Here is a 25,034-nt window from a genome sequence, read left to right on the forward strand (position 1 = left end):
CCAATCTGTATTAATAAATGCCGTAGGATTTGGCGGAGCCGAACCTCGCTATTATTACCCGGGGAATGATAGAAATTATTATGTAAGTCTGGGAATTAATTATCAACTATGAATTATACGTTCGAATAATACTTTATTCCGTTTTCTTCAACCATTTCCTTATTCCAACCTCATCGGCGATAGTCTCATTAACGGCGCCTATTGCTATTCTCTTTTGTTCCATAGTATCTCTATACCGAATAGTGACTGTTTCGTCTTCCAGAGTTTGATGATCCACGGTAATGCAAAAAGGCGTGCCAGCAGCATCTTGCCTTCGATACCTTCGCCCTACAGCATCTTTTTCATCATAGACCACATTGAAATCCCATTTAAGATCATCAATAATTTTATGCGCTATTTCTGGTAATCCATCCTTTTTTACAAGTGGTAGAACAGCTGCCTTTGTTGGTGCAAGAACAGCGGGTAATTTTAAAACTATCCGGGTTGTTCCATTTTCCAATTCCTCTTCCTTCAGCGAATTTGAAAAAACAGCCAGGAACATTCTATCAACTCCAATAGAAGTTTCCACAACGTAAGGCACATAATTCTGGTTGAGTTCAGGGTCAAAATACTGCAATTTTTTTCCTGAATATTTTTCATGGCTCCCCAGATCAAAATCGGTTCTGGAATGAATCCCCTCGAGTTCTTTAAATCCAAATGGAAATTTAAACTCGATGTCTGTGGCTGCATCTGCATAATGGGCCAGTTTTTCATGATCATGAAAACGGTAATTCTCCTCGCCCATTCCCAGTGATAAATGCCATTTCATGCGTAACTCTTTCCACTTTTCATACCATTCTATCTGTGTTCCTGGTTTAATAAAGAATTGCATCTCCATTTGTTCAAATTCCCGCATTCTGAATATAAACTGCCTTGCAACAATTTCATTCCTGAATGCCTTTCCAATTTGTGCAATCCCAAATGGTATTTTCAGACGTCCGGATTTTTGAACATTAAGAAAATTTACGAAAATCCCCTGGGCTGTTTCAGGTCTTAAATAAAGATCGGTGGCATTTTCGGCAGAAGCTCCCAGTTTTGTCCCGAACATTAAATTAAATTGTTTAACATCGGTCCAGTTTTTAGACCCTGAAACGGGGCAAGCTATTTCCAACTCTTCGATTAGATTTTTAACATCCTCTAAATCTTCGGCTTCCAATGATCTGCCTAAGCGTTTAAGTATACTTTGTGCTTTCTCCTGATAGCCCAAAACACGAGGATTAGTTGTAAGAAATTGAGTTTTGTCGAAGGACTCACCAAATCGTTTTGAAGCTTTTTGAACTTCCTTATCAATTTTTGCTTCTATCTTGGCGACATGGTCCTCAACTAATACATCTGCCCGATATCTCTTTTTGGAGTCTTTATTATCAATAAGCGGATCATTAAAAGCATCAACATGGCCCGATGCTTTCCAGGTTGTAGGGTGCATAAATATTGCGGCATCAATGCCTACAATATTTTCATGCATCTGCACCATGGCCTTCCACCAGTATTCTTTAATATTTTTTTTAAGTTCTGCCCCGTTCTGGGTATAGTCGTAAACCGCACTCAAGCCATCATATATTTCACTTGATTGCACCACATAGCCATATTCCTTAGCATGTGAAATTACCTTTCTAAAGATGTCTTCTTGATTTGCCATTCGGCAAAAATAGAATATTAAAGCATTTAATTTTTAAGACTATTAAATAAAATGGAATAACATTGAAAAATGTAGTGTTTATTTCAATTGAAATTCTGAAGATGCTAGTAGTTTTTCATCTTCAAAAACATTAAGCGTGTAAGTGCCAGGTTCCAACGAACCTTCTGGAATGGTTATAAAATCACATACACTGATCTCCTCTCCCGCGGATATTAGCTCTACTCTCTTACTATAGATATTTCCGCTTACAGAAATGACATTAGCGTTGTCTTCAATAACCCCCATGTTAGGGCCAAGAAACTGAAAGTAAATAATCTTTTCTTCATTTCTGTCATTTGGGTTTCCTATTATGGTAACACATCCCCTTAGCTTTTCAATAGTCGATGCCTTGGTCGTTTTTATAGGTTTACCGCTTCGCAGCCTAAAACCACTTCCTTCAGAATTTTGCAATTTCAAATAACTCTTTATTCGCAATTCCTTATTGAGCTCCTTATTCTTCTCACGCAGTAATGCTTCCGCTTCTGCAAGAGAACTACTTTTACCTCGTAATTCTTCAATCATTTTGCGAGTCTCCTCATATTTATCGGAGAGAAGCATATTATTATATTTAAGGAAATTGTTTTTAAGTTTAAGGCTATCGTGTTTTACTTCTAACTCACGAAGTTCTTTCTTGTACTCCTTTAATTTGGCTACGGTAAAGTTGAGTCTGCCTACAGAATCCAATAACTGCTGAACACGATATCTGGAATCTTGTAATTCTATTTCATTTACTTCATTAAGTGCAGAAAGCCGGTCTACTTCAGTCTTCATAAGGGTTAAATCCTTTACAAGCAGGCCTTTTTCATCTTCCAAATAGTTTATTTGCGTTCTGGATTGGGCATAACTATAGTAGAAAGCTATTAATATGCCGATAATTACGGCAACTAATGCAGCAAGTATTATTTTATAGTTAAATTTATTATCTTGAATATCCATTCAGATAGGCTAAGTAAATAAGATTAGGTTTATTTAAGATTTGTACTTTTCCAAGCTATCAAATATAATAAATGATATCAACACGGTACTTCTACCGAGGTTGTGTTTTGGATGTAATGATCAATTATATCGAGGAGAGCAGCTGTTGTGTACCCTTTGTCGAAACCAAATACCACTTACCGAATACAATTTTATTGAGCAAAATGCAGTGGATACTATATTTTATGGCCGAATTGACATAAAAAAGGCCTCTGCGTTCCTTTTTTATTCAGATCAAGGGATTGTTAAAAATTTAATCCACTTTTTAAAGTATAAAAATCAACCTCAAATAGGACAATTTTTAGGGGACTGGTATGGCCAGGTTCTGAGAGAAAGTAACGCTCTAGACCATATTGATATTGTAATACCTGTTCCATTACATAAAAAAAAGCTTAATAAACGAGGATATAATCAAGTATCTGGATTTGCTAAAAGAATTGCGAACCATCTTAATGCTAGTTATATGGATGATATTCTTGTAAAAACAGCCAATACCCGTACCCAAACCAAAAAAAACAGATTTTATCGCTGGAGAGGTATGCCAGATCTTTACAGAGTAAATAATCCCGCTTTTTTATGTAACAAAAATGTACTGTTGATTGATGATGTGATTACTACCGGTGCCACCATAGAAGCCTGTACACGGGCAATAAAAAAGGCAAAAGATGTTACTGTTTCAGTTGCTGCGATGGCGGTTGTTCCATAATTTCACAATTCTTTAAATTAGTTGTTTCTTTGCTTTATAGAAAAATCAAATGCCTCGAATACAGCGTATTTTATCCTTCTTTTTTCTAATTGCAGTTGTTCTGGCCGCTTTACAATGTGCCAGGAGGGGATCTCCTACTGGCGGGCCCAAAGACAATACCCCTCCGGTTTTATTAAAGGCAGAACCTGAAAATCTGACAACTGAATTCAAGGCCAAAAAAATCAGGCTTTATTTTGATGAATATATCAAATTGGAAGATATTCAAAATCAGCTTATTGTATCACCGCCTTTAAAATATAATCCTGAAGTTACACCTCAGGGAGGGGCCAGGAAATATGTAGAAATCACTTTAAAAGATACTTTGTTAGAAAATACAACCTATACATTAAACTTCGGACAGGGTATAGTAGATAACAATGAGGGCAATCCGAACAGCTTCTTAACTTATGTTTTTTCTACCGGTACATATATTGATTCATTAACCGTATCCGGGGTTGTTAAAGATGCCTTTAATAATAAAGCAGACGAGTTTATTAGTGTTATGTTATACGAAATAGACACTGCCTATAATGATTCTACAGTCTATAATAAACCTCCCAATTATATTACAAATACGCTTGACAGCACCATTATCTTCCAACTTAAATACCTCAAAGCGGGAAAATATGCAATTTTTGCTCTCAAGGATGAATCTAAAAACAATGTATTCGATCAGAATACAGATAAAATAGGCTTTATTGACGACACCGTCTCTCTCCCAACCGATACTGTTTTTCTTCTTAATCTTTTTAAAGAGATCCCTAATTATAGTTTGAAGACGCCAAATTATGCCGCGGCTAACAAAATTATATTTGGTTATTCTGGCGGAAATGAAAAATTAGATATTGAAGCTTTAACAGAAATTCCCGATTCTATAAGTACACTTGTTGTCAAGGATCCTGAAAAAGATACCCTTAACTATTGGTTCACCCCTTTTGAAATAGATTCTATCATTTTTAAAGTGACTAATGAGAACTTGAAGAAAATTGATACGTTTACGGTAAAAACAAGAAAATTGGTTGCTGATTCTGTAATGCTTACTCCCAGTCATCGAAACACTATAAACTTCGCTGATGAATTCTACATAACATCCAATATTCCGATTGTTGCTATGGACACAACCAGGATAGCTATCTTCAACAAGGATACTATAGCAGTTAATTTCAAAGCTAAATTAGACACTACAAAAAACCGGATGTCTCTGGACTTCGAAAAAGAGGCTGATGAGAAATATTATCTAAATTTGCTTCCTTATTTTATTACAGACTTCTTTGGGGCAACTAATGATACAATTAACTATAGATTATCTACCGGAGGGTATGCTGACTTTGGCAGTTTGCGCTTGAATTTAGCAGGTGAAATAACCTATCCTATTATTGTACAATTAACTGATGAAAAAGAGAAATTATACAGGGAAATATATGTATCCGAAGCAACAGCCTTAGATTTTAATACACTTAAGCCCGGAAATTATCTTATTAGGATTATTTTTGATAGCAATTCAAACGGCATATGGGATACAGGTAATTATCTAAAGAAGATTCAACCAGAAAGGGTTATCTACTACCCGAGTGTTATTGAAATGCGGGCCAATTGGGAAAAAATTGAGACATTTACTATTTTAGACTAAAATGATCTCTATCTTCTAAAAATTTAAATCGTGCCCTTAAATTTTTTAAGTGTTTCAGGTCTAAAGTAGCGTAGAGTACCTCATCTTGTTTGGAGAAAACAATCTGACTTCCCATAGGGTCATATATAGCTGAATGGCCAGGGTACCTAATTGCATTATTATCCTCACCCAATCTATTTACCCCTATACAATAGCTCATGTTTTCTATGGCCCTTGCTTTTAACAAAGTATCCCAGGCATCAATTCTGGGTTCAGGCCAATTGGCTACAAAAAGCAAAAGATCATAATCTCCTTTATATCTAGCCCATACTGGGAATCGAAGGTCATAGCATATTAAAGGGTAAATTCGGAATCCTTTATAAGAAAACACTAATCTCTCTTTACCGGAATCATATACTTTATCCTCTCCGGCAAATGTAAAAGTATGCTTCTTATCATAGCTCTTGGAAGTACCATCAGGATATATAAAAAAAAGTCGGTTAGTAAATTTATTTTTTTCATTATATGAAATACTTCCAACTAAGGCCATATTTTTATCTCTGGCTATTTGCTTCATCCATTTCACGGTATTTTCTCCCTCTTTAGCATTTACTCTGTCCGGGTTCATGGTAAATCCGGTTGTGAACATTTCGGGCAAGATAATCATATCCGTATCGTTTGGAATCTCCCTTATCTTTTGCGAAAAAATATTTCTATTATCCAAGGGATTCTCCCATATCAATGGGGTTTGTATCAGCGCTACTCTTAGTTCACTTTGCATAATTATCCGTTATTTTCTAAAAGAGCAATTAAATCCGAAAAACCCTGCATTTTGGCATGGTCCAAAGCCGTATTTCCCTTTGCATCTTTAACCGTTGTATCCGCACCAGATTCCAATAACAGCTTTGCTAATTCCTCCTTGTTAAAAGTAGCGGTATAAATAAGGCAGGTAGCACCCATGGTATTTCTCTCATTTACGTTCGCTCCTCTTTTTATTAAATCCTTAGCTATTTCAACTAAGCCCTTAAAACTAGTTCCCATTAATGCAGTATTCCCGGAAGCATCTTTAGCATCAATTTTAGCCCCCCGGTCCAAAAGGAATCTCGCCACTTCTCTATGATCATAATAAGTCGCAAGAATTAAAGGGGTAGAACCTCTCTGGTCAACAGAATTTACCAGCTCGGGGAATTCTGTAACCAATTCTTTAACTGTTTCAATATTTCCTTTTCTTATTTCGTTGAAAAAAGTTGTTACCGTGTCTTCCATAAAAATTAAATGTATAAAAAAACTACCACTAATAGATCATACAAATGGTTACAGATATAAATAAATTATCGAATTCCCGGTGAAAAATCTTCGGGAGCATTCTGTGGTAAATTTATAGTTTCAAAACCTCCTGTATCATTATAAATGGTCCATTCACTAAATGTAAAGACAGAATTTCCGGTCACAATATTTATCTTCCTTTCGGCTTTTCCATCCTCAAATTCATGATCTGTACCGGAACCATCTTCTCCTATGAGTCCAAAGATATCAATTACAGTTCCAAAGGGATCTATCAGCACTAAATTGTCGTCGCCATTAGAATCTGCAGGGCTATTGCTACCCAATTCAATATCGGGAGGGTAGCCGTATACTGCCTGAAATTCTGTGGCATTTGGTGAGAAAACCAGAGTGCTATTTGAATCAATTATTATCCCTGAAAGATCAATTTCTGATCCTGAAGTAACATTTGCGTTAGTGTACCTTAACAAAAACCAACCATCTAATTGAATCTGCTGGTTACCTGCGTTGTAAAGTTCAATAAATCTGGCTTCAGAATTATTATTGGGATCAGCTATCTCAGATATAAATATTTGGTCAGATGTCAAAAGAACTTCTGAATCTGCACAACGCTCATTTGGCATCTCCATATCATTTAATGTGCGAATGATTAATTGATAATCATTATTTTCTCTATAAAGAACAGCAGTTACAGATCCATTCCCCGATGGTAATATTGTATCCCGAAAATCAGAATATCCACTATTTAATAATTCAATCAAACCACCATTACAATCAGAAAGATTCCTTATGGTTTCCTCCTGCGGAAGAGCAAAAGTTAAATTTTTTTCCTCTTCTAAAACCTCGAGACTTTCCAGTTGTATTAACGTGTTTACTAAATCTTCGTTAAGATTTGGTATAGAGGTGATTTCAGGAACCAAATTACTAATAGGATCACATGAAAGAAAAATATGATCTCCAACAGCAAGGGCCGGTAGCCTTCCTACACTTAAATTTCCAAAAGATGTGAATACGCCCCCTAGCTTGTAAACACCTTTACTCTTCCCAAAATATAACCCTTTTAGTTTAACGTATACTTTACTTCCTAATTCATAAAATAGGTATGAATCCCTAAGGTCTATTTCTATTTGAAAGCCAGCTGTAGGGTTTATGGAGTTATCCTGTATATGAAGTGTGCTAAAAAAATTTCCAGCCTGATCTGAAGATACAATATAACCTTCAATTACTAAATCTTGATGTATTTGTATAACTTCTCCTTCGAATAAATTTTTGACCTCAACAAAAGTACGATTAGCAATTAATTGATCATTACAGGAAGTTTCCGGGCTCTTAAAATTTGGATCTTTTACACAGCCGAAAATGAAAAGCAAACAATAATATTTAAGTAAAAAAGCTGGTTTCAATTTCTTTATACTTTTCATTTTAATAGCTATTCATATCATATTAGTTGACTCTGCTTAATTTTAGAAGCTTAGGGCAAGGTTCAAAAAATAAGTTCTTCCGTAACCAAACCAGTATTTCGGCCCAAATGACGGTGAGCCGCTTAAATTGTCCTTAACGAATTGACCGTAGTTTCCATTCCTGTTTTGTTCATAACCTCCGGTTCTAAAATCAGTGTCAAATACATTATTTATACTTACAAATACGCTTAGGTATTTACCATTTAGTAGCCAGGATTTACCTCCAACCAGATTTAGGAGATAAATATCATCCATGGGATTTTGCTTTAAGATTCTAGCTACATTAGCCGGAGTGGCATTATCAAATGGTTGAGCCGTATCGGGATTCAAATAAAAACTCTGGGTTCTTCTTATAGTTGAAATACTAGTATAATTATCCGAGAGATAGTTAATTTTTGTACTTATCCACCAATACTTCGGATCCCTGTAATCTACTCCTAATGAAAGTGCTGTCTGAGGTCCTGTAGGCAGTTTGTAGTTTTTAATTTCTGCTATTCCTAAGTCTTTTGTTCCTTCAATGGTGATCAAATCATCTTCATCTCCAGCAGTATCAAAATTTATTGCCAGATTGGGATCACTTGCAAAAATAAATTTACCTAAAGCAAAGGCAGCTGATAAATTTACAGATGATGAAAGCTGATAGGATAAACCCATCTCAATTCCCATATTAAGCTTGTCAAGATCAGTAATTACTTCTTGGACAAAATCTGAGCCTACTCCGGCATCAACAAAGAAAAAATTAATATCAGTAAGCTTTTGAAAACGGGTATAAAAACAAGTTAATCTTCCTATTATGTTTGGAAACCTGGTAAAGTAGTTAATATCAACACTCGTGATTTTTTCATTATTTAAATTGGGAACAATTGCATTGTTCTCCCTTGGGTTTATAAAGGTATTTACCGCCAGCGGGGCTCTATTTAAGAGCATTCCATTAGTGCTAATCCATTGTCTCCCATTTAATTTATACGTAAATCCGCCTTTAATCGCATAATTACTGAATTGTACAGGGTTACTTTTGCCCATAGAATTTTCGGGGAAGCGTTCATTTAAAAAATTTCCGGTCCTCTGATATGTCGAATAGGTATAGTTGGCAGCTATAAAGGAATTCCATTTACTTTTAACGATACTCATCTGCGCAAAAGCATCGAATTCTTGATAATTTAAAGTATAGTTATAGTTAAAAATATCTCCCTTAGCCTTTTCCAATTGACCATTTACATCATTTCGGGTATTTGAAAAAGGATCTATATCTGCATGATAATCTGCTCCTAACAGGTCATTAATTTTAGCAAAATTATTGGAAATAGTATTCCTAAAAGACAAATTCATGTCTATAGAAATCACCTCATTAGGTTTAATATTAAAGTTAGTATTTAGCGTTAATTGTTTGTCTTTAATGGTATCGTCGTATAAAACATATGCGGCCATCCCATTAGCTGAGTTTATTGAATTTGCTCTATAAAGGTTTTCCCAGTCTAATTGGGGTTTTAACAAAAAAGCTTTTTTAGCCAGATCTGCATTTAAAAAATTGGCGCCAATTGGACTGTTAATATAAAAACTGGGTAAATATCTATAATAGGTGGGTTCCGGATTAGGAGCATTAAAATATCCTATCCTGCTTTTTGAAAAGTTGCCAAATTGGTACGACATTCCAACATTAATACCAAGTTTTCCATATTTGCCGTAATAGTTTAGCATAATTATGGGCTCCATGATTTTCCGTTCTCTGGAATTGCGATAGTATCCGTTTTGAAATCCCCAATGAGGATTGTACCTATTACCGGCTAATTGATATACTTCCTCAGTTATAGCTGAGGAACTCCCGCGGCGATTGGAAGAAAGAATTCCCGTAAAAAGTAAATTATTATTAGTATTGAATTGATACTCTAGTGCAGCATATATAGAAAAGGCATCATATAATGTTCCGTTTATAAAACCTTCCTTGGCCCATCTTCGGGAGGCCGCAAGAGAATAGATAAAATTGCCTTTATTCCTTTTGGAGGTATAACTTGCCATAATACGACCCGAATAAGTACGGTTAGAAAAAGAACCAGAGAATCTGAATCCCGGGCGAAGTCCTGATGGTCTTGTGTCTATATTAGTTACCCCAAGAAGTCCTCCAAACCGATATGGAGAAGCCCGTAATCCTAAATAAAAATCCTGGTTCCGTAGTACATCATTAAGTCCACCCCAATTGTTCCATTGCGGCCTCCCATCACGCAGTTTATTCATTAGTACTCCATTGATTAATACATTACCATTCCGGGAGTCGTAGCCCCTCACTTTGAAAAATACCTGCCCAAAATCAAAGGCTGCACGGTTTAAAAAGACATCGCGCGTAGCCGTTAACATCCCCAAACTTCCTCCATCTAATTCCTCATCAATAATTTGGGTATCATTCAGTGTTATTAAAACATCATTTTGATCAATAGAAACATCTTTTTCTATTAATATTCGTCCTAACTTCAATTCGTTTATAGAGATATCTAAAGGAAGCCTTTTTACTCCATACCCCTTGGCCTTAATAGATAGTATGAATTCTCCTTTTAAAATTGTGATTATTTCAAACCTTCCTTTCTTATCAGTATTTACTTTTAATGATGTACCCTCAATTTCAATAGTTGCATAAGAAATTTCCATGTGGCTTTGTGCGTCCCATATACTGCCGTTTATACTTATTTGTTGGCCATTAAGTATTTGAGAAAATAATAAGACTATAAAAATACAGTGGATAAATCGCATTCAAATTGCCATAAGGTTCAGACCTAAAGTATTCTTACTCGCTGCATTTTGCTTGCGGCACTCAGGTATAACTTGGTATTAAGAAAATCATGTAATAGGTAAAGACCATAAAACATTATGAATTCAAAGCATATATTTTTGTATTTTTTACTGGTATCAAATATTGCTCAATCACAAAAAGAGGGCCGGTATAGTATATGTACCATTGCTTTCTACAATGTTGAAAACCTTTTTGATACGGTCAACGATTCACTGTACTTTGATGATGAAATGACTCCGGAAGGAAATTATAACTGGACCTTAGATCGTTATAATCTAAAAATAACCCATATAGCTGAAGTAATTTCAAAGATTGGACATTCAACGACACAGACTTGCCCTGATTTAGTAGGACTTTGTGAGGTGGAGAATTTGAAAGTGCTAAAGGACCTGGTAAAGCATCCATTTCTCAGGCCTTACGGTTTCAATATTATTCATTTTGATTCCCCGGATGAAAGAGGTATTGACGTGGCACTAATATATAAAGGCAGCCGATTTATTCCAATGTCATTTAAAAGTCACAGGCTTTTGATATTTAATGATTCTGATCAACGGGACTACACCAGAGATCAGCTTGTAGTAAGTGGATTATTGGAAGGCGAAGAATTATATATCATTGTTAATCATTGGCCTTCCCGTAGCGGTGGAGTAGCAAGAAGCAAGCCTTACAGAAAAGCTGCTGCCAGACTCAACAGAAGAATTATAGATTCTTTGCTAAGACTTAACATTGATGCAAAAATAATAAGTATGGGGGATCTTAATGATAATCCTACTGATAGCAGTATAAATAATACGCTGACATCGTCTGATATGGAGAATGCAAAAAGTCCTGCTTTCTTTAATCCAATGGAGTCCTTATATAATAAAGGTGACGGTTCTCTCGCATATAGGGATCAATGGAGTTTGTTCGACCAAATTCTACTCTCAAAAAATCTTATTAATGAAAATAGGAATTCATATACATTTTGGAAAGCTGGTGTATTTCATCCTTCATTCCTTATAAATAAAACAGGTAACTACAAGGGCTATCCGTTTCGCACCCATGTGGCCGGAAGATATATCGGCGGGTATAGTGATCATTTTCCGGTTTATGCGTTTCTGATTAAAAAAGTGGATTAGGACTTACTCTGGAGTGGTTATTTTAATATTTCTCCATTTCACCTTTATTCCCCCGCCAGCATGAATCTGTAGTGCTATTGAGCCATCACCCTCACCTATTTTATCGTCTTCAATGGTAACCATTTCCACTCCATTTAGCCATGAGGTAAGTTTATCTCCGGATAATTGAATTTTCATTTTGTTCCAATCCCCTTCTTTAAGCACCTTCTCCTTTTCAGGACTAGGTTTTATTAACCAACCTCTTCCATAGGATTCGTAAACCCCTCCGGTATGTTTCCCTTTTGGTGCTACTTCAACCTGCCAACCACTAACTTTAGTTCCATCAACCGTAGACCTTATAAACACTCCACTGTTACCATCAGCTTCCTGAAAAAATTCAAGTGTAAGTACAAAGTCTTTATAATGTTCATCTGTTGCCAGATAACCATATTGAGCGTCAGGACCACTTTCAGAAACCAATAAACCATCTTCCACATACCATTTTTCTGTGCCGTAAATGGTCCAACCGGAAAGATCTTTCCCGTTAAATAAAGATTGCTCCTGCGCCAGAACTACTATGCTAACGAACAGGAATATCAGAGTATTGATTAGCTTCATAATTTATATAGTTTAATTAAACCACTGCCCCCACGGAATTCTGCTTAATATTAGCACAAGACCAAGACCATAAAAAATGGCTATTGCTTTAAATTTCTTTTTAGCCTCCATAAACTTTTTATGGCGAGACCAGCCAATAGTGATTAATACTATCGCTATAATATTGATAAAAGGGTGTTCCACCGCTAAAAGTCTTGCGGCCGAATTTAAACCGCCCATGCCAAGTTCTTTAATTGCAGCAAGCCCATTAGATGAAACAAAAAACAGGATAAGACCCAAAACTAATTGTATATGCGCAAGTATAAGGGCAAAAAGACTTATCCTAAAATCCTTTTCCAATGTAAACATTCTGTTGCCCATTAAACCAGTAATTGCATTAGCTACTGCAATAAAGAGAATTGCCAGAACCACATAAGCCAGGTAAGAATGAGCCGTTTGTAAAATTTCCATACTAAGTTATTTTTTCTAAAAATACGGAATTTATATAATTAAAAAGCCCCAACATTTTTGTTGGGGCTTTTCTACTCAATTTTGGATAAACTCAATTAAATATATAACGCAATCCCAGTTGCATTTGCCATCTGGAAGACTGCAATCCTGAATCGTCTAATTCAACAATGTTCGGTGATCCATCATCATTAATAATACCAGAATTAATATCGAATGTTGGCGTATCATCTGTAGATACTGTAGTAAGTGGACTAACGTTACTTTGTGTAAATTTTCTCTTCCCCCAATCCTTATTCAAAAGATTAGTGAAATTAAAAATGTCTGCAGAAATTTGAATGGTATTCTTTTTACCACCTACATCAAATGAAAAATCCTGCAGAAATTTCAAATCAACAATATTGCTCCAAGGGCCTCGAGAGCCATTTCTCTCGGCATATTCCCCCCTTCTATTTCTTAAATAATCTACACTGTTTATAAAAGTATCTAGTTGTTGCCATTTAGCAGCCTGTTCAGCAGGATCACCTGAAAAAACTATTTCGTCCTGAGATGCCGGAATATAAATCAGTGCATTATCCCGGGAATCATCATTTAATAAGTCGCGTCCTTCTCTATAGGTAAAACTATAAGGCTGAGATTGTGACCCATCATAAAAAACCCCAAAAGTTGTTTTAACATTTTCATTCCATCTCACCTCATAACTAACATTCGCAGTTACTCTGTTTCCCAGTGCAAAATCTGAACGACTAACCGGTAAATTAGAATTTTTACCATTAACAGATTGTATGTTTCTCCATTGAGAGCTATTCTGTGAAGAAGTGCCATCAAAAACCTTGAAAGAATCACCCCATGAATAAGATACCTGTCCGGCAAAACCATTCTCAAACGGTTTTCTCAACGAGAACGTAAAGTTGGTAGCATCTCCACCGCCTGTATTTGAGGCCAAATAAATTCCCCCGTATGTGCCATCAATTAAATCCCGTCTATCGTAAAAAGGTCGGTTATCTGCTCCAGAATAGTTTCCAACAGGGCCTTTAAGATTTAAATTCTCATAATAGATGTCTGTAATAACATCTGTATATAAAAAGTCTGCTGTAGCTATCAATCCCCATATGGGCAATTTCTGATCTACCGCAATATTGTATTTAACCACCTGTGGTAATTTAAAATCTTTTGAAATTAAATCTACATTTCCTCCTACACCTCCAGTTCCCGGAAGAGGATCTTCAAACTGGTTGTTTACGTCTGGTTCAAAAGGCTGATCAAACTCAAACATAAAACCTCCTGTCACACCATTATTGTTATAGGTCCCTCCGGGCCATACTAAGGGAAGTCTGGATGTAAATACGCCTAATCCACCACGTATTTGCGTGGTATTGTTACCTTCAACATCCCAGTTAAAACCAACGCGAGGAGCAATCATAGCCGTTGGGTTTATCCCCTGACCAACTCTGGCACCTTGTAAATTTTTACCGGCTGATTCCAATAAACCAACGGTTCTTGTATTAAAATCTTCATTAACAGTACCATCAGACCAATAAGGTACATCAACACGGAAACCTAGAATTGTTTTAAAGTTGTCTGAAACCTGTATTTCGTCTTGTACATAAAGACCCAGTTGAAAGGTGTCGAATTCGGAAGCACCGTCCGATTGATCCCCAACAGTACCATCTCCTACCAAAGAATATCCATGTTGGTAGACATCACTATTCTGGATAGTTAAAAACTGATTCAGACCACTGGAAAGTAAAGTACCAGCATCATCAAATTGGTCTTCAAAAGTGTAATCCCCATAGTTAAAGGCAAAAAATAAATTTTTGACTTTTGCAAATTCAAGGTTAGCACCAAAAGTAAATGTATGCCTGCCGGCATAAACATCAAAATTATTGGTAATTGTAAAAACATCCTGATCCAGTAAGTTGGCTGTTGAAAAAGGTTCAGCCCCAAAAGAAATAGTACCTCCACCATCCTGTATGTCTACAGTTGGGAAAGGGGCTCCTGCAGGGTCTCTGTCGTCTCTGACACGGGTATAACCTAAAACGAGGTTATTGGCAAACTTATCTCCGTACCTTGAACTCCATTCCAGGGCAGTTGAATTGGTTGTAGTGATAAATGTTTCTGACCCATTGATAAATCCAATATTTCTATTACCGGAGCTTCGAGCTTCAAGATTATCAGCCCCAACATAACTATGTCTTAAAGTGATTTTGTGGTCCTGATTTATATTCCAATCTATTTTTGCCACCAGTTTATTACTTACTAGCGTTCTTGTATTATCATCAAAGATCCCCGGGTCATAACCATAAGTAGATTGCAGGAAATTAGAAAGGCCGTCAATATCTGCAAGTGTTGAGTTGCCTGTATAATTACTAAAATTAAAAGGCTGTGGCGTTTCTTCATCTTGTCTTTCGTAGTTTACAAAAAAGAATAGTTTGTCCTTTATTATTGGACCACCTATTCTTAATCCATAAGTATAGGCACTAAAATCGGATACTTTTTCTCTTTGCTCACCATCACCAACCAAATCGGGTGGTGTTTTACCTACGAGATCCTGATTTCTTATAAAGCCGTAGGCCGAACCACTAAATTCATTAGAACCAGACCTGGTAATAGCGTTAATAGATCCACCAGAGAAGCCAGATTGCCGTACATCAAAAGGCGCAATATTTACCTGAAAAGTCTCAATGGCATCTACAGAGAAGGGATTAACCCCGGTTTGGCCACCATTAGTGCCTGAGCCGGCAAGTCCAAATACATCATTATTAACAGCTCCATCAATATAAATGGCATTATACCTGTTATTTTGTCCGGCCAAAGAAATAGAAAAACCATCATTGCCTTCTGTTAACTGAGCCTGAGGCGTAATCCTTACAAAATCTGCAAGGGATCTGGATGCCGACGGCAAAGTCTGAATATCTCTCTGCGATACATTAGTTTCTGTACCTGTCTTTGATGAACTGAAAACGCCATCGCTCACACCGGTAACGACAACTTCATCTAAGGCCGTGGCCGACTCCGATAGTTGGGTACTTATTCTGCTGGATTGGCCTAAAGTTAGGTTTACATTTTCGCTGACAAAATCGGTAAAACCAACATAGGAAATTGTAATTCTATAAGGGCCGCCAGATCTCATATTTGATATCCTGTAAAAACCATCAAAATCAGTTGCAGCACCATATTTAGCCCCTGTAGGAACATATACGGCGACTATTGTTGCCCCTGGTAAGGGTTCACCAGTATTATCTGTTACTTTACCCCCAATAGAAGAGGTTGTAACGCCTTGTGAAAATGCCATAGCTGACACTAAAAAAGCAATTAAGCCAAAGTAGATTTTTTTCATTTTACTAAGTGTTAATTTATTTTTGATTAATCCTGCAAATGTCCTGTATCTAAGGCACATATGCATTAAGGTAATGTTAAAAAACCAATAACAAACTTAACATTAGTTTGGCAAAAAATTGATAAAAAACAGCGTTATTTTTAAGAGAGTTTTCGAATTGCGAAGTAGCCCATTTAATTCTTAAAAAACTGCAAAAGATTCAATGTAGAACTATCATGTTTGGCAATATCTGAATCATTGATGTCTTTCAATATTGTGGAAGCAAGTTGTTTCCCAAGTTCCACACCCCATTGATCAAAACTGTATATGTTCCAAATAATCCCCTGTACGAATATTTTGTGCTCATACATGGCGATTAACATTCCTAATGTTTTGGGGGTAAGTTTATCTATTAATAAAGTATTTGTAGGTTTATTTCCTTCAAAAGTTTTGAAAGGAACAAGTGCTTCGATTTCATTTACCGGCATTTCTTTAGCTACTAATTCCTGTCTAACCTCATCAGCAGTTTTGCCATTCATTAGTGCCTCGGTCTGTGCAAAAAAATTGGCCATCAATTTATTGTGATGATCCGAATCTCCATGTAGTGAATCCTTAAAACCAATGAAATCTGCAGGGATTAATTTTGTGCCCTGGTGTATTAATTGAAAGAATGCATGCTGCGCATTTGTTCCCGGTTCTCCCCAAATAATAGTACCTGTCTGGTAATTAGTAACATTCCCGTCGCGGTCCACACTCTTGCCATTACTCTCCATCATACCTTGCTGCAGATAAGCAGAAAATCTATTTAGATATTGGGTATATGGAATAATGGCCTCTGTTTCTGCTTGGTAGAAATTATTATACCAAATGCTTAAAAGGGCTAGTATAACAGGAATATTTTCATCAAAATTCGCGGTCTTAAAATGGGTGTCCATTTCGTTTGCACCTGATAAAAGCTCTTGGAAATTTTCATACCCTATTGCCAATGAAATAGACAAGCCAACGGCACTCCAAAGCGAAAATCTTCCCCCCACCCAATCCCACATGGGAAATACATTTTCTTCAGTTATTCCAAATTCATTAATCTTTTTCGTATTTGTAGAAACGGCTGCAAAATGTTTTGCCACATCTCTTTCTGTTGCAGATTTTAAGAACCACTTTCTAATTGTATTAGCATTACTGAGTGTTTCCTGAGTAGTAAAAGTTTTGGAAACAATTATGAATAATGTAGTCTCAGGGTCTAGTTCCTTTAATACCTCATAGACATGATCTCCATCTACATTACTAACAAAATGGGTCCGTAAGTGATTTTTATAATATTTTAAAGCCTCTGTTACCATTAAGGGTCCCAAATCCGAACCTCCAATACCAATGTTTACAACATCGGTAAATACTTTACCCGTATACCCCTTCCTCTGTCCGTTAATTATATCTTCAGAGAATTGACGAAGCTGGTTTTTTACTTGATAAACTTCGGGGATAATATTAACCCCAGATACCATGATCGTATCTGTTTTTTTTGCTCTAAGGGCTATATGAAGTACCGATCTGCCTTCAGTTTGGTTAATAAGATCGCCATTGAATATCTTTTTAATGGCATCCTTTAAGTTCACTTCTTCTGCAAGTTGTAATAAAAGCGCTAAGGTTTTATCTGTTATCCTGTTCTTGGAATAATCAACAATAAAGTCCTGAAATTTTAATGTGAATTTTGTTGTGCGTTCCTTGTCGGCTGCAAAGAGGTCCTTGAGTTGTAAGCTTTTTGTTTCTTTAAAATTCTCTTCAAGCAGTTTCCAGGCTGCAGTGGTTGTCGGGTTAGTGTTCTGTAATGGCATTGAGTTAGTTAAGTGTTAGCAATTCTTCATCTGGTTTTTCCGGAAATTCAATACAGTCTAATTGCGCTTTTTGCGGACTAATAAATTTGAAATAATCTAGTCTTACATCTTCAGGAAGAGGTTCTGCCGCCGGAAGTTTTTCTCGAAACGGGTCAACCTGACGGCCATTTTTCCAAAAACGATAACACACGTGAGGACCTCCGGTATTTCCTGTCATTCCTACCCATCCGATAACATCTCCCTGTCTGACAAATTCTCCTCTCTTTACTTTTTGTTTCCTCATATGGAGGTATTGAGTACTATAAGTACCATTATGCCTAATTTTTACATATTTTCCATTACCTCCCTTTCTTGTAGATTCAGTAATCGTACCATCGGCTGTTGCCATTATAGGAGTACCAACTGGCGCCGCATAATCAGTTCCCCGGTGTGGTCTTACCTTATATCCATAGTAACGAATCTTTCTCTTTAAATTATAACGAGATGAAATTCTGCTAAATTTTACCGGTGCTCTTAAAAAAGTTCTTCTAAGATTATTTGCCTCGTCGTCAAAGTAATCAATTATATTTTTAAGGGAATCAGACTCATAAGCGAAAGCATATAATGGTGTACCGTTATGTTCAAAGTAGGCAGATTCAATAGCTTCAGCTCCTGCATAAATAGTATCGTTGATATACTTTTCCTTATAGATAACCTTAAATTTATCTCCCTTTTGTAATCGAAAGAAATCTATGGTCCAGGCATAAATTTCAGAGAGGTCATTAGTAACATTGTAATCTATTCCCTGATCCAATATTGCTTCAGAAAGTGAAGTCTTAATAATTCCGGCTGCTTCTTTCTGTACATATTTTACTTGCTTACGATCTTTGTACGCGAGCACGGAGTCGCGAAAGTCAACCACGGTGTAGTTTATGAGGTCATTCTGGTAAATAAAAACCTGAGCTGCTTCAGTAGTGTCTTTGGACTTGAGAATGAGATAAGGTTTGCCTACTCTAATTTTTCGAACATCAAAAGTATCTCTATATTCTTCAGATACTTTAGCGATTTTGGGATAATCCACTTTATTTTGAATCATCAATTCTCCAAAACTATCCCCGCGCTTTACAGTATCGCGCACTACTAAAAAGTCTTCAAGATTAAATCCGTATTGTTTATCAGCAGATAAATCATTTGAGATTGCTATATCTTCATTCTCTTTAACTTCTTTGTCCGTTTGAACTTGCTTGCAGGAAATAAATATACTAAGTAATAAAAATGTGCCCCAATATTTATACATGGTCAGGTTTCAATTTTTTCTGGGTTAAAGATATGGTCCACCCACTGCTTTCCCCAATTATTTAACTCTTGTTTTGAATACAAATTCGGAAAAAATACAACCTTTTGAAAACTTGGAGGCAAATATTCCTTCCAATTAGTTCCCCCTGTGGCCTCAATTGAAGTGTTCTCTTTGTTTAGATATCTATGGGCTGATCCCAAATGCATCAAAGGCCAATTTATGTTTGCATTTACATCCATTATTTTTAACGCCTCAATGAGCACTTTATTATGCTTGCTCTCTTCTGATAAATTTAAATATTTGTGATATATCGTGTTGTTTTTCAATTGTTTGGCAATTCGTATAAATCTGGGGGTATACCTATATTCAAATTGTTTAAGGGTAAGGGTCTTTTCGCCGGTACTCTTATCAGTCGCTCCCTTTTTCCAATAAATTTGTTCATATAGTTCTTCGATACTATTCTTTTTGGAAAAATCTTTCCTTTTTGGAGGAAATACTAAGTGTTCAAGGGGCGTTGCATAAATCTCTATGGTCCTATATTGAGCAGATTGAAATCCACTTGCAGGCAACAATGCCATTCTATATTGAAGGAATTGTTCACGTTCCATCCCACGAATCATAATACTAAAGGAAGAAATTAATGCTTTATAATAATTATTAATTCGATTTAATTTTTCAATAAAGAAATCCACATTTTGAGATTTATCATCCACAATTTGTTTTTCTTCATGAAGTATTAACTTAAAATATAGCTCTGTGATTTGATGATACATGATAAATATTTCCTCATCGGGGAAATGTGTTCTGGGAACCTGCAAACTCAAAAGCGTATCGAGGTGGATATAATCCCAGTAGGTGAGGTAACGTTGGTACAATAAACCATCTAAGTAAGAGCTTAAATCCTGACCTGAATCCTTATATTTTTCTTCTAGTTTTAATATTTGGGATTCTAAGCGCTCCTTATTTTTCATATTTGTTTAGTCCATTATTATTTTGAACTGGTGCTTTAAGCCATTATACCCATCCAAATCCGCAGAAATTGCTCCTACAGCGAGATTCGCTTTGATCCTTATTGGTATTTTGTTTAAATCATTTGACACCCATAAAGCTAAACTTTCCTGTTCTTTAAAAACGCGTCCAGATTGCACCAAAGGTTGAAATTTAAGGCATTCTACTTTACCAAATTTTGTTTTTAGTATTTCCTTACCCAAATATTTCAGTCTAAATCTATATATACCGTCATCATCATAAAGAACTTTAAGTTCTAAAGCCTCTCCCTGGACCAGATCATCAAATTCAAAGTTATTTCTTAAATAATAAAATGCTGAAATAAGATCCTGTACACTGTCCTGTAATGTAAAATTAAATTTTTTATCGTTCTTTTTATCATTTAGAACGGCTACTTCTTTTTCGTGATCAAAATTAATTTCCACATCCTTTGTATAACCGCCTTCATTTAACTTTCTGACAAACCGGTAAGGTTTACCGTCTTCTTTATCAAAATAGCTTTCGTACTTATCATCAACTTTAAAAAATATGCTTGCAAAACCAGTTGTTTTGCCCGTACCCACTACGTGATATACCGGAATACTGTCTATCATATTATTCTTAACGTGCAATGTGGCATAGCTCGCGTTTAAAAAACCATAGTGCACCCTAAACTTCAGCCATTCTCCGGGTTTAAAAGCCGAGGGCTTAGAAACTTCCTCAACTGTTTTGGGGTTGTTATTTTTATAGGATTTAACAACATCAAACTGCCCGGTTAGTGACAGGGTTATTGCAGCAAAAAATAGAATAATGATCTTTTTCATAACCAATTTACGATTCAAAATTATCAAATAATCAGGTAAAATAAATCTTATTTTACAATTATATAAACAAAATTTGTTCCAAAGTATTGTATTCTAAATATCGATTAGTCTATTCAGGTTAAATTTATTCTATGCAAAACACCTGTCAATTGCAACTATTTGAATGAGGTGTTGGATACAAAACCGACAAATAAGTAGACCCATTTTTTTCATTTTATTTCAAAAAAAAGCCCTGATTAAGAAATCAGGGCTTTTCCTAAATAACCAACCAAACTTTAAATTATGAAAAACCAATACTTAAAGTTATAAGGGAACCACCCCTTATGTCTTTCAAATTTACTTAATAACTATCTCCCTTGAAAATCTTTTAACTTACTTTAACTAGCCTATTAACAATACTTTATAAAAGCAAGTCAAATTTTGACAAAATCTTAAGAAAAATGTCATTAAAGTGTGCCTCTGGAGGCTTGTTCTCTTTCAATGGCCTCAAAAAGTGCTTTAAAATTACCTTTACCAAAAGACTTAGCCCCTTTTCTCTGAATAATTTCTATAAACATTGTGGGGCGGTCCAAAACGGGTTTTGTAAAAATTTGAAGCAAATATCCCTCATCGTCCCTATCAATCAGAATTCCCAATTCCCGTAAAGGCGCAAGATCTTCATCAATTTCTCCTACCCTGTCGAGCACATCTTCATAATAACTCGAGGGGACTGTCAAAAATTCAATGCCTCTATCTCTGAGAGCCGTAACGGTATTTATAATATTATCCGTTGCCATTGCCATATGCTGAACTCCTGCCCCGTTATAAAATTGGATATACTCTTCTATTTGAGATTTCTTTTTGCCTTCTGCCGGTTCGTTAATTGGAAATTTTATCCTGCCATTGCCATTACTCATCACCTTGCTCATTAAAGCGGTATAATCTGTTGAGATGTCCTTATCATCAAATGAAATCAATTGTGCAAAACCCATGACTTTAGCATAAAATTCGCACCATTTGTTCATTTCATTCCATCCTACATTACCAACCATATGATCTATATACCTAAGCCCAACATCTGTGGGCTTGTAATATGGGTCCCATTTAATATATCCAGGCATAAAAACCCCATTGTACTGACCTCGTTCTACAAATACGTGGACCGTTTCCCCGTATGTATGTATTCCAGATAGAATTATCGAACCATTTTTATCCTTAATTACTTTAGGTTCAAAATAACTCTCAGCACCTCTACTGGTAGTTTCCTTATAACTTTGAGTAGCATCATCTACCCACAGCGCTATAGCTTTTACTCCATCACCATGGGATTCGACATGTTTGTTTATTTCCCCTCCAGGAACAAGAGATGATGTAAGTACAAGCCTAATTTTATCTTGTTCTATAACATAAGACACTCTGTCTTTAAGCCCTGTTTCCAAGCCAGCGTAAGCTAAAGGTTGAAAGCCCCAAGCCGACATATAATAGTATGCTGCCTGCTTCGCATTACCCACATAAAGTTCTACATGGTCTGTGCCCAAAAGAGGTAAAAAATCTTCAGCTTCGGGATTTTCCTTCGGCAACCTTAATGATGTTTTATCTAATATTTCCATGATTCTTTTTTGAATTGAATAGTAACTAAAAGTATTTTGGGAAAGCCTAGTCCCTTCCTGAGATCTGGTCTATTTACCACATTGCCCTAAGATGGGCAGAAATATCAATTCTGGTTTCTAACATTATGCTTGTTATACCTTGCAAATATCGGAAAAAACTACCAATCTTGGTAAAAACCAGGTACATTTCCCCTCATTAGCATATTACATAAACTTCTAAAACCAATAACCAATGCTAACGAAAAAATTACCATCACTTGATTCAGGTGTCCAGGAATACATTAATTGTACAGGACCTAAAAAAGATTCCCACCCATAAGACAAGGCATAGCCCGAAAAATCAGGTAGGGTAAACCATTCCCCGGTTCTGAAGAGATCATCTTCAACATTAGCGAAATTAACAGAAAACATAGCGTGATGCTTTTTAACAAACTCAAAATCCAAACGCCCAAACGCATTAACATAACTATTCCCGGGTAAACTAAGAAAATCATACCCTACAAAAGGAATAAAATTATTAATGAGATCATTTCCATAGCCCCCTAAAACAAAATCCAATGCTTTCACATCAGAACTACCTAGTTTAAACCCACCTTCTGTTGTAAGGTTCACGGAAAGTTTTCCCACAATAGGAAAAGCTGCCCCAAATTTTGCTTTGGCAATGGAGAACTCTTTGAAATTATCATTAAAATCTGAGGAAAATAAATACAAATGAAAATCCCCATTAAAATACAGCCCTTTTGAGGGAAAGTATCTATCATTATATGTATCCAGTATGAGTTTGCCATAAACGCTAAAATAATTGCTGTTTTCAAAATATAAGCGATCACCCGCTGCAATTGGAGGGTCCACAATATCCGGGTTGTTAAAGGTACGCGTACTATACTTTAACAGTTTTTGTTCAGCGCCTATTATAAAAGCAAATTCTTCTTTAAAAACAGTCTGCAGATATAGCTGATTTGTGAAATCTGATACATTAAGATTTATTTCATTTATTCCTGCGAGATTTGCCACTCTAAAATTAGAGCGAATTACATCTAAATCAATTTCATAATCAAAATCATTGAGTCGGGAATTTACCCCAAAACTCCAGTAGGAGCCCTTATCCACGTAGTATTGAAAATTATATCTTATATTATCTCCAAGGGCTAAGTCAATTGAAGCCACATCATCCTTCATAAACAAATTCTTTTTTGTAAGGTTTACTAATGCAGCAGTTTTGTATAAATCATCATAATGCACACCTAGCCTTAAATATCCCTTATTGGGGTTTTCCCTTAACTTAAGAATTAATTCTTCGCCTACCTCATCTGAAACCAGCTCATAACGAATTGAAGTGAAATTATTTGTAGCAGCAAGATTACTAACCCCCTGCTGTAGCTTTTGAAACGTAGTTTTGGCCGGTAAATCAATCCGCAATTTCCCCTTGACATATGCCCGGGAATAACTAATATTACCTTCTATGACCAATTTATTAATAAATATGGAATCTTTGGGTTCTATATTCTTGACATTTTTTCTAATACTTTTTTGTTTTTCCGCCAATTCTTTTAAGGTCTCAAAATGTTCAAGGCCTGCCAACTTACCGCTTTCTATAATAGCCTCCGCTAAATCAAAATCCATAACAGAAAAGTCGTCCACATCGGGTCTAATATAAATATCCGTTTCCTTGACCTTCTCCTTCATATCGTCAATGGTCCGGAAATTATTAATCTGAAGTAATATATCCGTAGCTGATTTAAGAGATTCACGGTCTCTCAGACCATGCTGCACATCCACTCCAATAACAATATCAGCTCCAAGTTGCTTTACTTCCATTACAGGATAATTGTTTAATACCCCACCATCGATTAAAATCAGGCCATCTACTTCCGCGGGTTCAAATAATGAAGGAAATGTACCACTTGCCATAACAGCCTCGGGAAGATATCCTTTGTTAAGTAAGACCTCAGTACCAGTCTCCATATTAGTTGCGATGCAAAAAAATGGAATAGGTAACTTATTAAAATCGTTCACGTCCTTTACATGATATAGCAGCCGTACGAGTTCATTGTAAATTTTTTGACCCCCTGAAATGGCCTTTGGGAACGATATTTTAAATTTATTAAAAGGGAGCGTAAGTGCATATCTTTCAGAATCTTCTTTCTCATAAAACGTCTTAGCACCTCGTGGAAGATTGTCCTGAATAAGATCACTAAAATCGGCTTGTCTAAATAATGAATCCAGTTCATTTGCAGAATATCCGGAAGCATATAATGCCCCAACTATGGCTCCCATGCTCGTTCCTCCAATATAATCAATTGTAATCCCAGCTTCTTCAATAACCTTTAACGCGCCTATATGAGCCATCCCCTTTGCCCCGCCACCACTAAGAACCAAGCCTACTTTTATCGGTTTATCCGGCTCAATGAACTGGGCCCGACTAACTCCGAAGCATAGAATAAACGTAAGAATCAAAGCCAATTTTTGCATC

At 36.1% G+C, this 25,034-nt stretch carries 18 protein-coding genes; 3 read left to right on the forward strand and 15 right to left on the reverse strand.

Going from position 1 to position 25,034, the window contains the following annotated elements; translation table 11 throughout:
* Nucleotides 1–133: 133 nt before the first annotated feature.
* Nucleotides 134–1,678: a glycine--tRNA ligase gene (locus tag Q0X66_RS05410; RefSeq protein WP_297704036.1), complete on the reverse strand. Its 1,545-nt coding sequence runs from the start codon at nt 1,676–1,678 to the stop codon at nt 134–136.
* A gap of 78 nt (nt 1,679–1,756) precedes the next feature.
* A complete protein-coding gene (locus Q0X66_RS05415) occupies nt 1,757–2,653 on the reverse strand; it encodes a hypothetical protein (RefSeq protein ID WP_297704038.1) in 897 nt (298 codons plus the stop codon).
* 208 nt (nt 2,654–2,861) lie between these two features.
* Here Q0X66_RS05415 and Q0X66_RS05420 point away from each other — a divergent pair, with 208 nt between their 5' ends.
* Both Q0X66_RS05420 and Q0X66_RS05425 read left to right on the forward strand, forming a co-directional pair.
* On the forward strand, nt 2,862–3,398 hold the full coding sequence (locus Q0X66_RS05420; RefSeq protein WP_297704040.1) for a ComF family protein: 537 nt from the start codon (nt 2,862–2,864) through the stop codon (nt 3,396–3,398).
* A gap of 49 nt (nt 3,399–3,447) precedes the next feature.
* Nucleotides 3,448–5,067: an Ig-like domain-containing protein gene (locus Q0X66_RS05425; protein WP_297704042.1), complete on the forward strand. Its 1,620-nt coding sequence runs from the start codon at nt 3,448–3,450 to the stop codon at nt 5,065–5,067.
* Here Q0X66_RS05425 and Q0X66_RS05430 read toward each other — a convergent pair.
* The 4 genes from Q0X66_RS05430 to Q0X66_RS05445 all read right to left on the reverse strand — a co-directional run bounded on the left by Q0X66_RS05430 (nt 5,054) and on the right by Q0X66_RS05445 (nt 10,532).
* Nucleotides 5,054–5,827 (reverse strand): amidohydrolase, encoded by a 774-nt coding sequence (locus Q0X66_RS05430; RefSeq protein ID WP_297704044.1) that lies wholly within the window; start codon nt 5,825–5,827, stop codon nt 5,054–5,056. The genes Q0X66_RS05425 and Q0X66_RS05430 overlap by 14 nt on opposite strands.
* 2 nt (nt 5,828–5,829) lie before the next feature.
* The gene (locus Q0X66_RS05435; RefSeq protein ID WP_297704046.1) at nt 5,830–6,312 is read right to left on the reverse strand and encodes an ankyrin repeat domain-containing protein; all 483 of its coding nucleotides are present in this window, start codon (nt 6,310–6,312) and stop codon (nt 5,830–5,832) included.
* Nucleotides 6,313–6,377: 65 nt separating this feature from the next.
* On the reverse strand, nt 6,378–7,700 hold the full coding sequence (locus tag Q0X66_RS05440) for a DUF5689 domain-containing protein (protein WP_297704048.1): 1,323 nt from the start codon (nt 7,698–7,700) through the stop codon (nt 6,378–6,380).
* A gap of 93 nt (nt 7,701–7,793) precedes the next feature.
* A complete protein-coding gene (locus tag Q0X66_RS05445; protein ID WP_297704050.1) occupies nt 7,794–10,532 on the reverse strand; it encodes a carboxypeptidase-like regulatory domain-containing protein in 2,739 nt (912 codons plus the stop codon).
* Nucleotides 10,533–10,649: 117 nt separating this feature from the next.
* Here Q0X66_RS05445 and Q0X66_RS05450 point away from each other — a divergent pair, with 117 nt between their 5' ends.
* Nucleotides 10,650–11,690, forward strand: coding sequence for an endonuclease/exonuclease/phosphatase family protein (locus Q0X66_RS05450; protein WP_297704052.1), 1,041 nt, complete (start codon nt 10,650–10,652; stop codon nt 11,688–11,690).
* Nucleotides 11,691–11,693: 3 nt separating this feature from the next.
* On the opposite strand, the gene Q0X66_RS05455 is transcribed toward Q0X66_RS05450, so the two are convergent.
* The 9 genes from Q0X66_RS05455 to Q0X66_RS05495 form a co-directional block, all read right to left on the reverse strand.
* Nucleotides 11,694–12,287, reverse strand: coding sequence for a DUF1080 domain-containing protein (locus Q0X66_RS05455; protein ID WP_297704054.1), 594 nt, complete (start codon nt 12,285–12,287; stop codon nt 11,694–11,696).
* A gap of 12 nt (nt 12,288–12,299) precedes the next feature.
* Nucleotides 12,300–12,737, reverse strand: coding sequence for a hypothetical protein (locus Q0X66_RS05460; RefSeq protein ID WP_297704056.1), 438 nt, complete (start codon nt 12,735–12,737; stop codon nt 12,300–12,302).
* Between the two features lie 91 nt (nt 12,738–12,828).
* Nucleotides 12,829–16,074: a TonB-dependent receptor gene (locus tag Q0X66_RS05465; protein WP_297704058.1), complete on the reverse strand. Its 3,246-nt coding sequence runs from the start codon at nt 16,072–16,074 to the stop codon at nt 12,829–12,831.
* A gap of 173 nt (nt 16,075–16,247) precedes the next feature.
* A complete protein-coding gene (gene pgi, locus Q0X66_RS05470; protein WP_297704061.1) occupies nt 16,248–17,885 on the reverse strand; it encodes a glucose-6-phosphate isomerase in 1,638 nt (545 codons plus the stop codon).
* Between the two features lie 4 nt (nt 17,886–17,889).
* Nucleotides 17,890–19,161: a peptidoglycan DD-metalloendopeptidase family protein gene (locus Q0X66_RS05475; RefSeq protein ID WP_297704063.1), complete on the reverse strand. Its 1,272-nt coding sequence runs from the start codon at nt 19,159–19,161 to the stop codon at nt 17,890–17,892.
* A 2-nt stretch (nt 19,162–19,163) separates the two neighbouring features.
* Nucleotides 19,164–20,132 (reverse strand): tryptophan 2,3-dioxygenase family protein, encoded by a 969-nt coding sequence (locus Q0X66_RS05480; protein WP_297704065.1) that lies wholly within the window; start codon nt 20,130–20,132, stop codon nt 19,164–19,166.
* Nucleotides 20,133–20,138: 6 nt separating this feature from the next.
* A complete protein-coding gene (locus tag Q0X66_RS05485; RefSeq protein WP_297704067.1) occupies nt 20,139–20,972 on the reverse strand; it encodes a DUF3108 domain-containing protein in 834 nt (277 codons plus the stop codon).
* A 446-nt stretch (nt 20,973–21,418) separates the two neighbouring features.
* Nucleotides 21,419–22,561: a 4-hydroxyphenylpyruvate dioxygenase gene (hppD, locus tag Q0X66_RS05490; RefSeq protein WP_297704069.1), complete on the reverse strand. Its 1,143-nt coding sequence runs from the start codon at nt 22,559–22,561 to the stop codon at nt 21,419–21,421.
* 216 nt (nt 22,562–22,777) lie between these two features.
* Complete coding sequence (locus Q0X66_RS05495; RefSeq protein ID WP_297704071.1) at nt 22,778–25,033, reverse strand: patatin-like phospholipase family protein; 2,256 nt, start codon at nt 25,031–25,033, stop codon at nt 22,778–22,780.
* Between the last annotated feature and the right edge of the window lies 1 nt (nt 25,034).

This window comes from uncultured Eudoraea sp., assembly GCF_947260015.1.
In the GTDB taxonomy this organism is placed as follows: Bacteria; Bacteroidota; Bacteroidia; order Flavobacteriales; family Flavobacteriaceae; genus Eudoraea.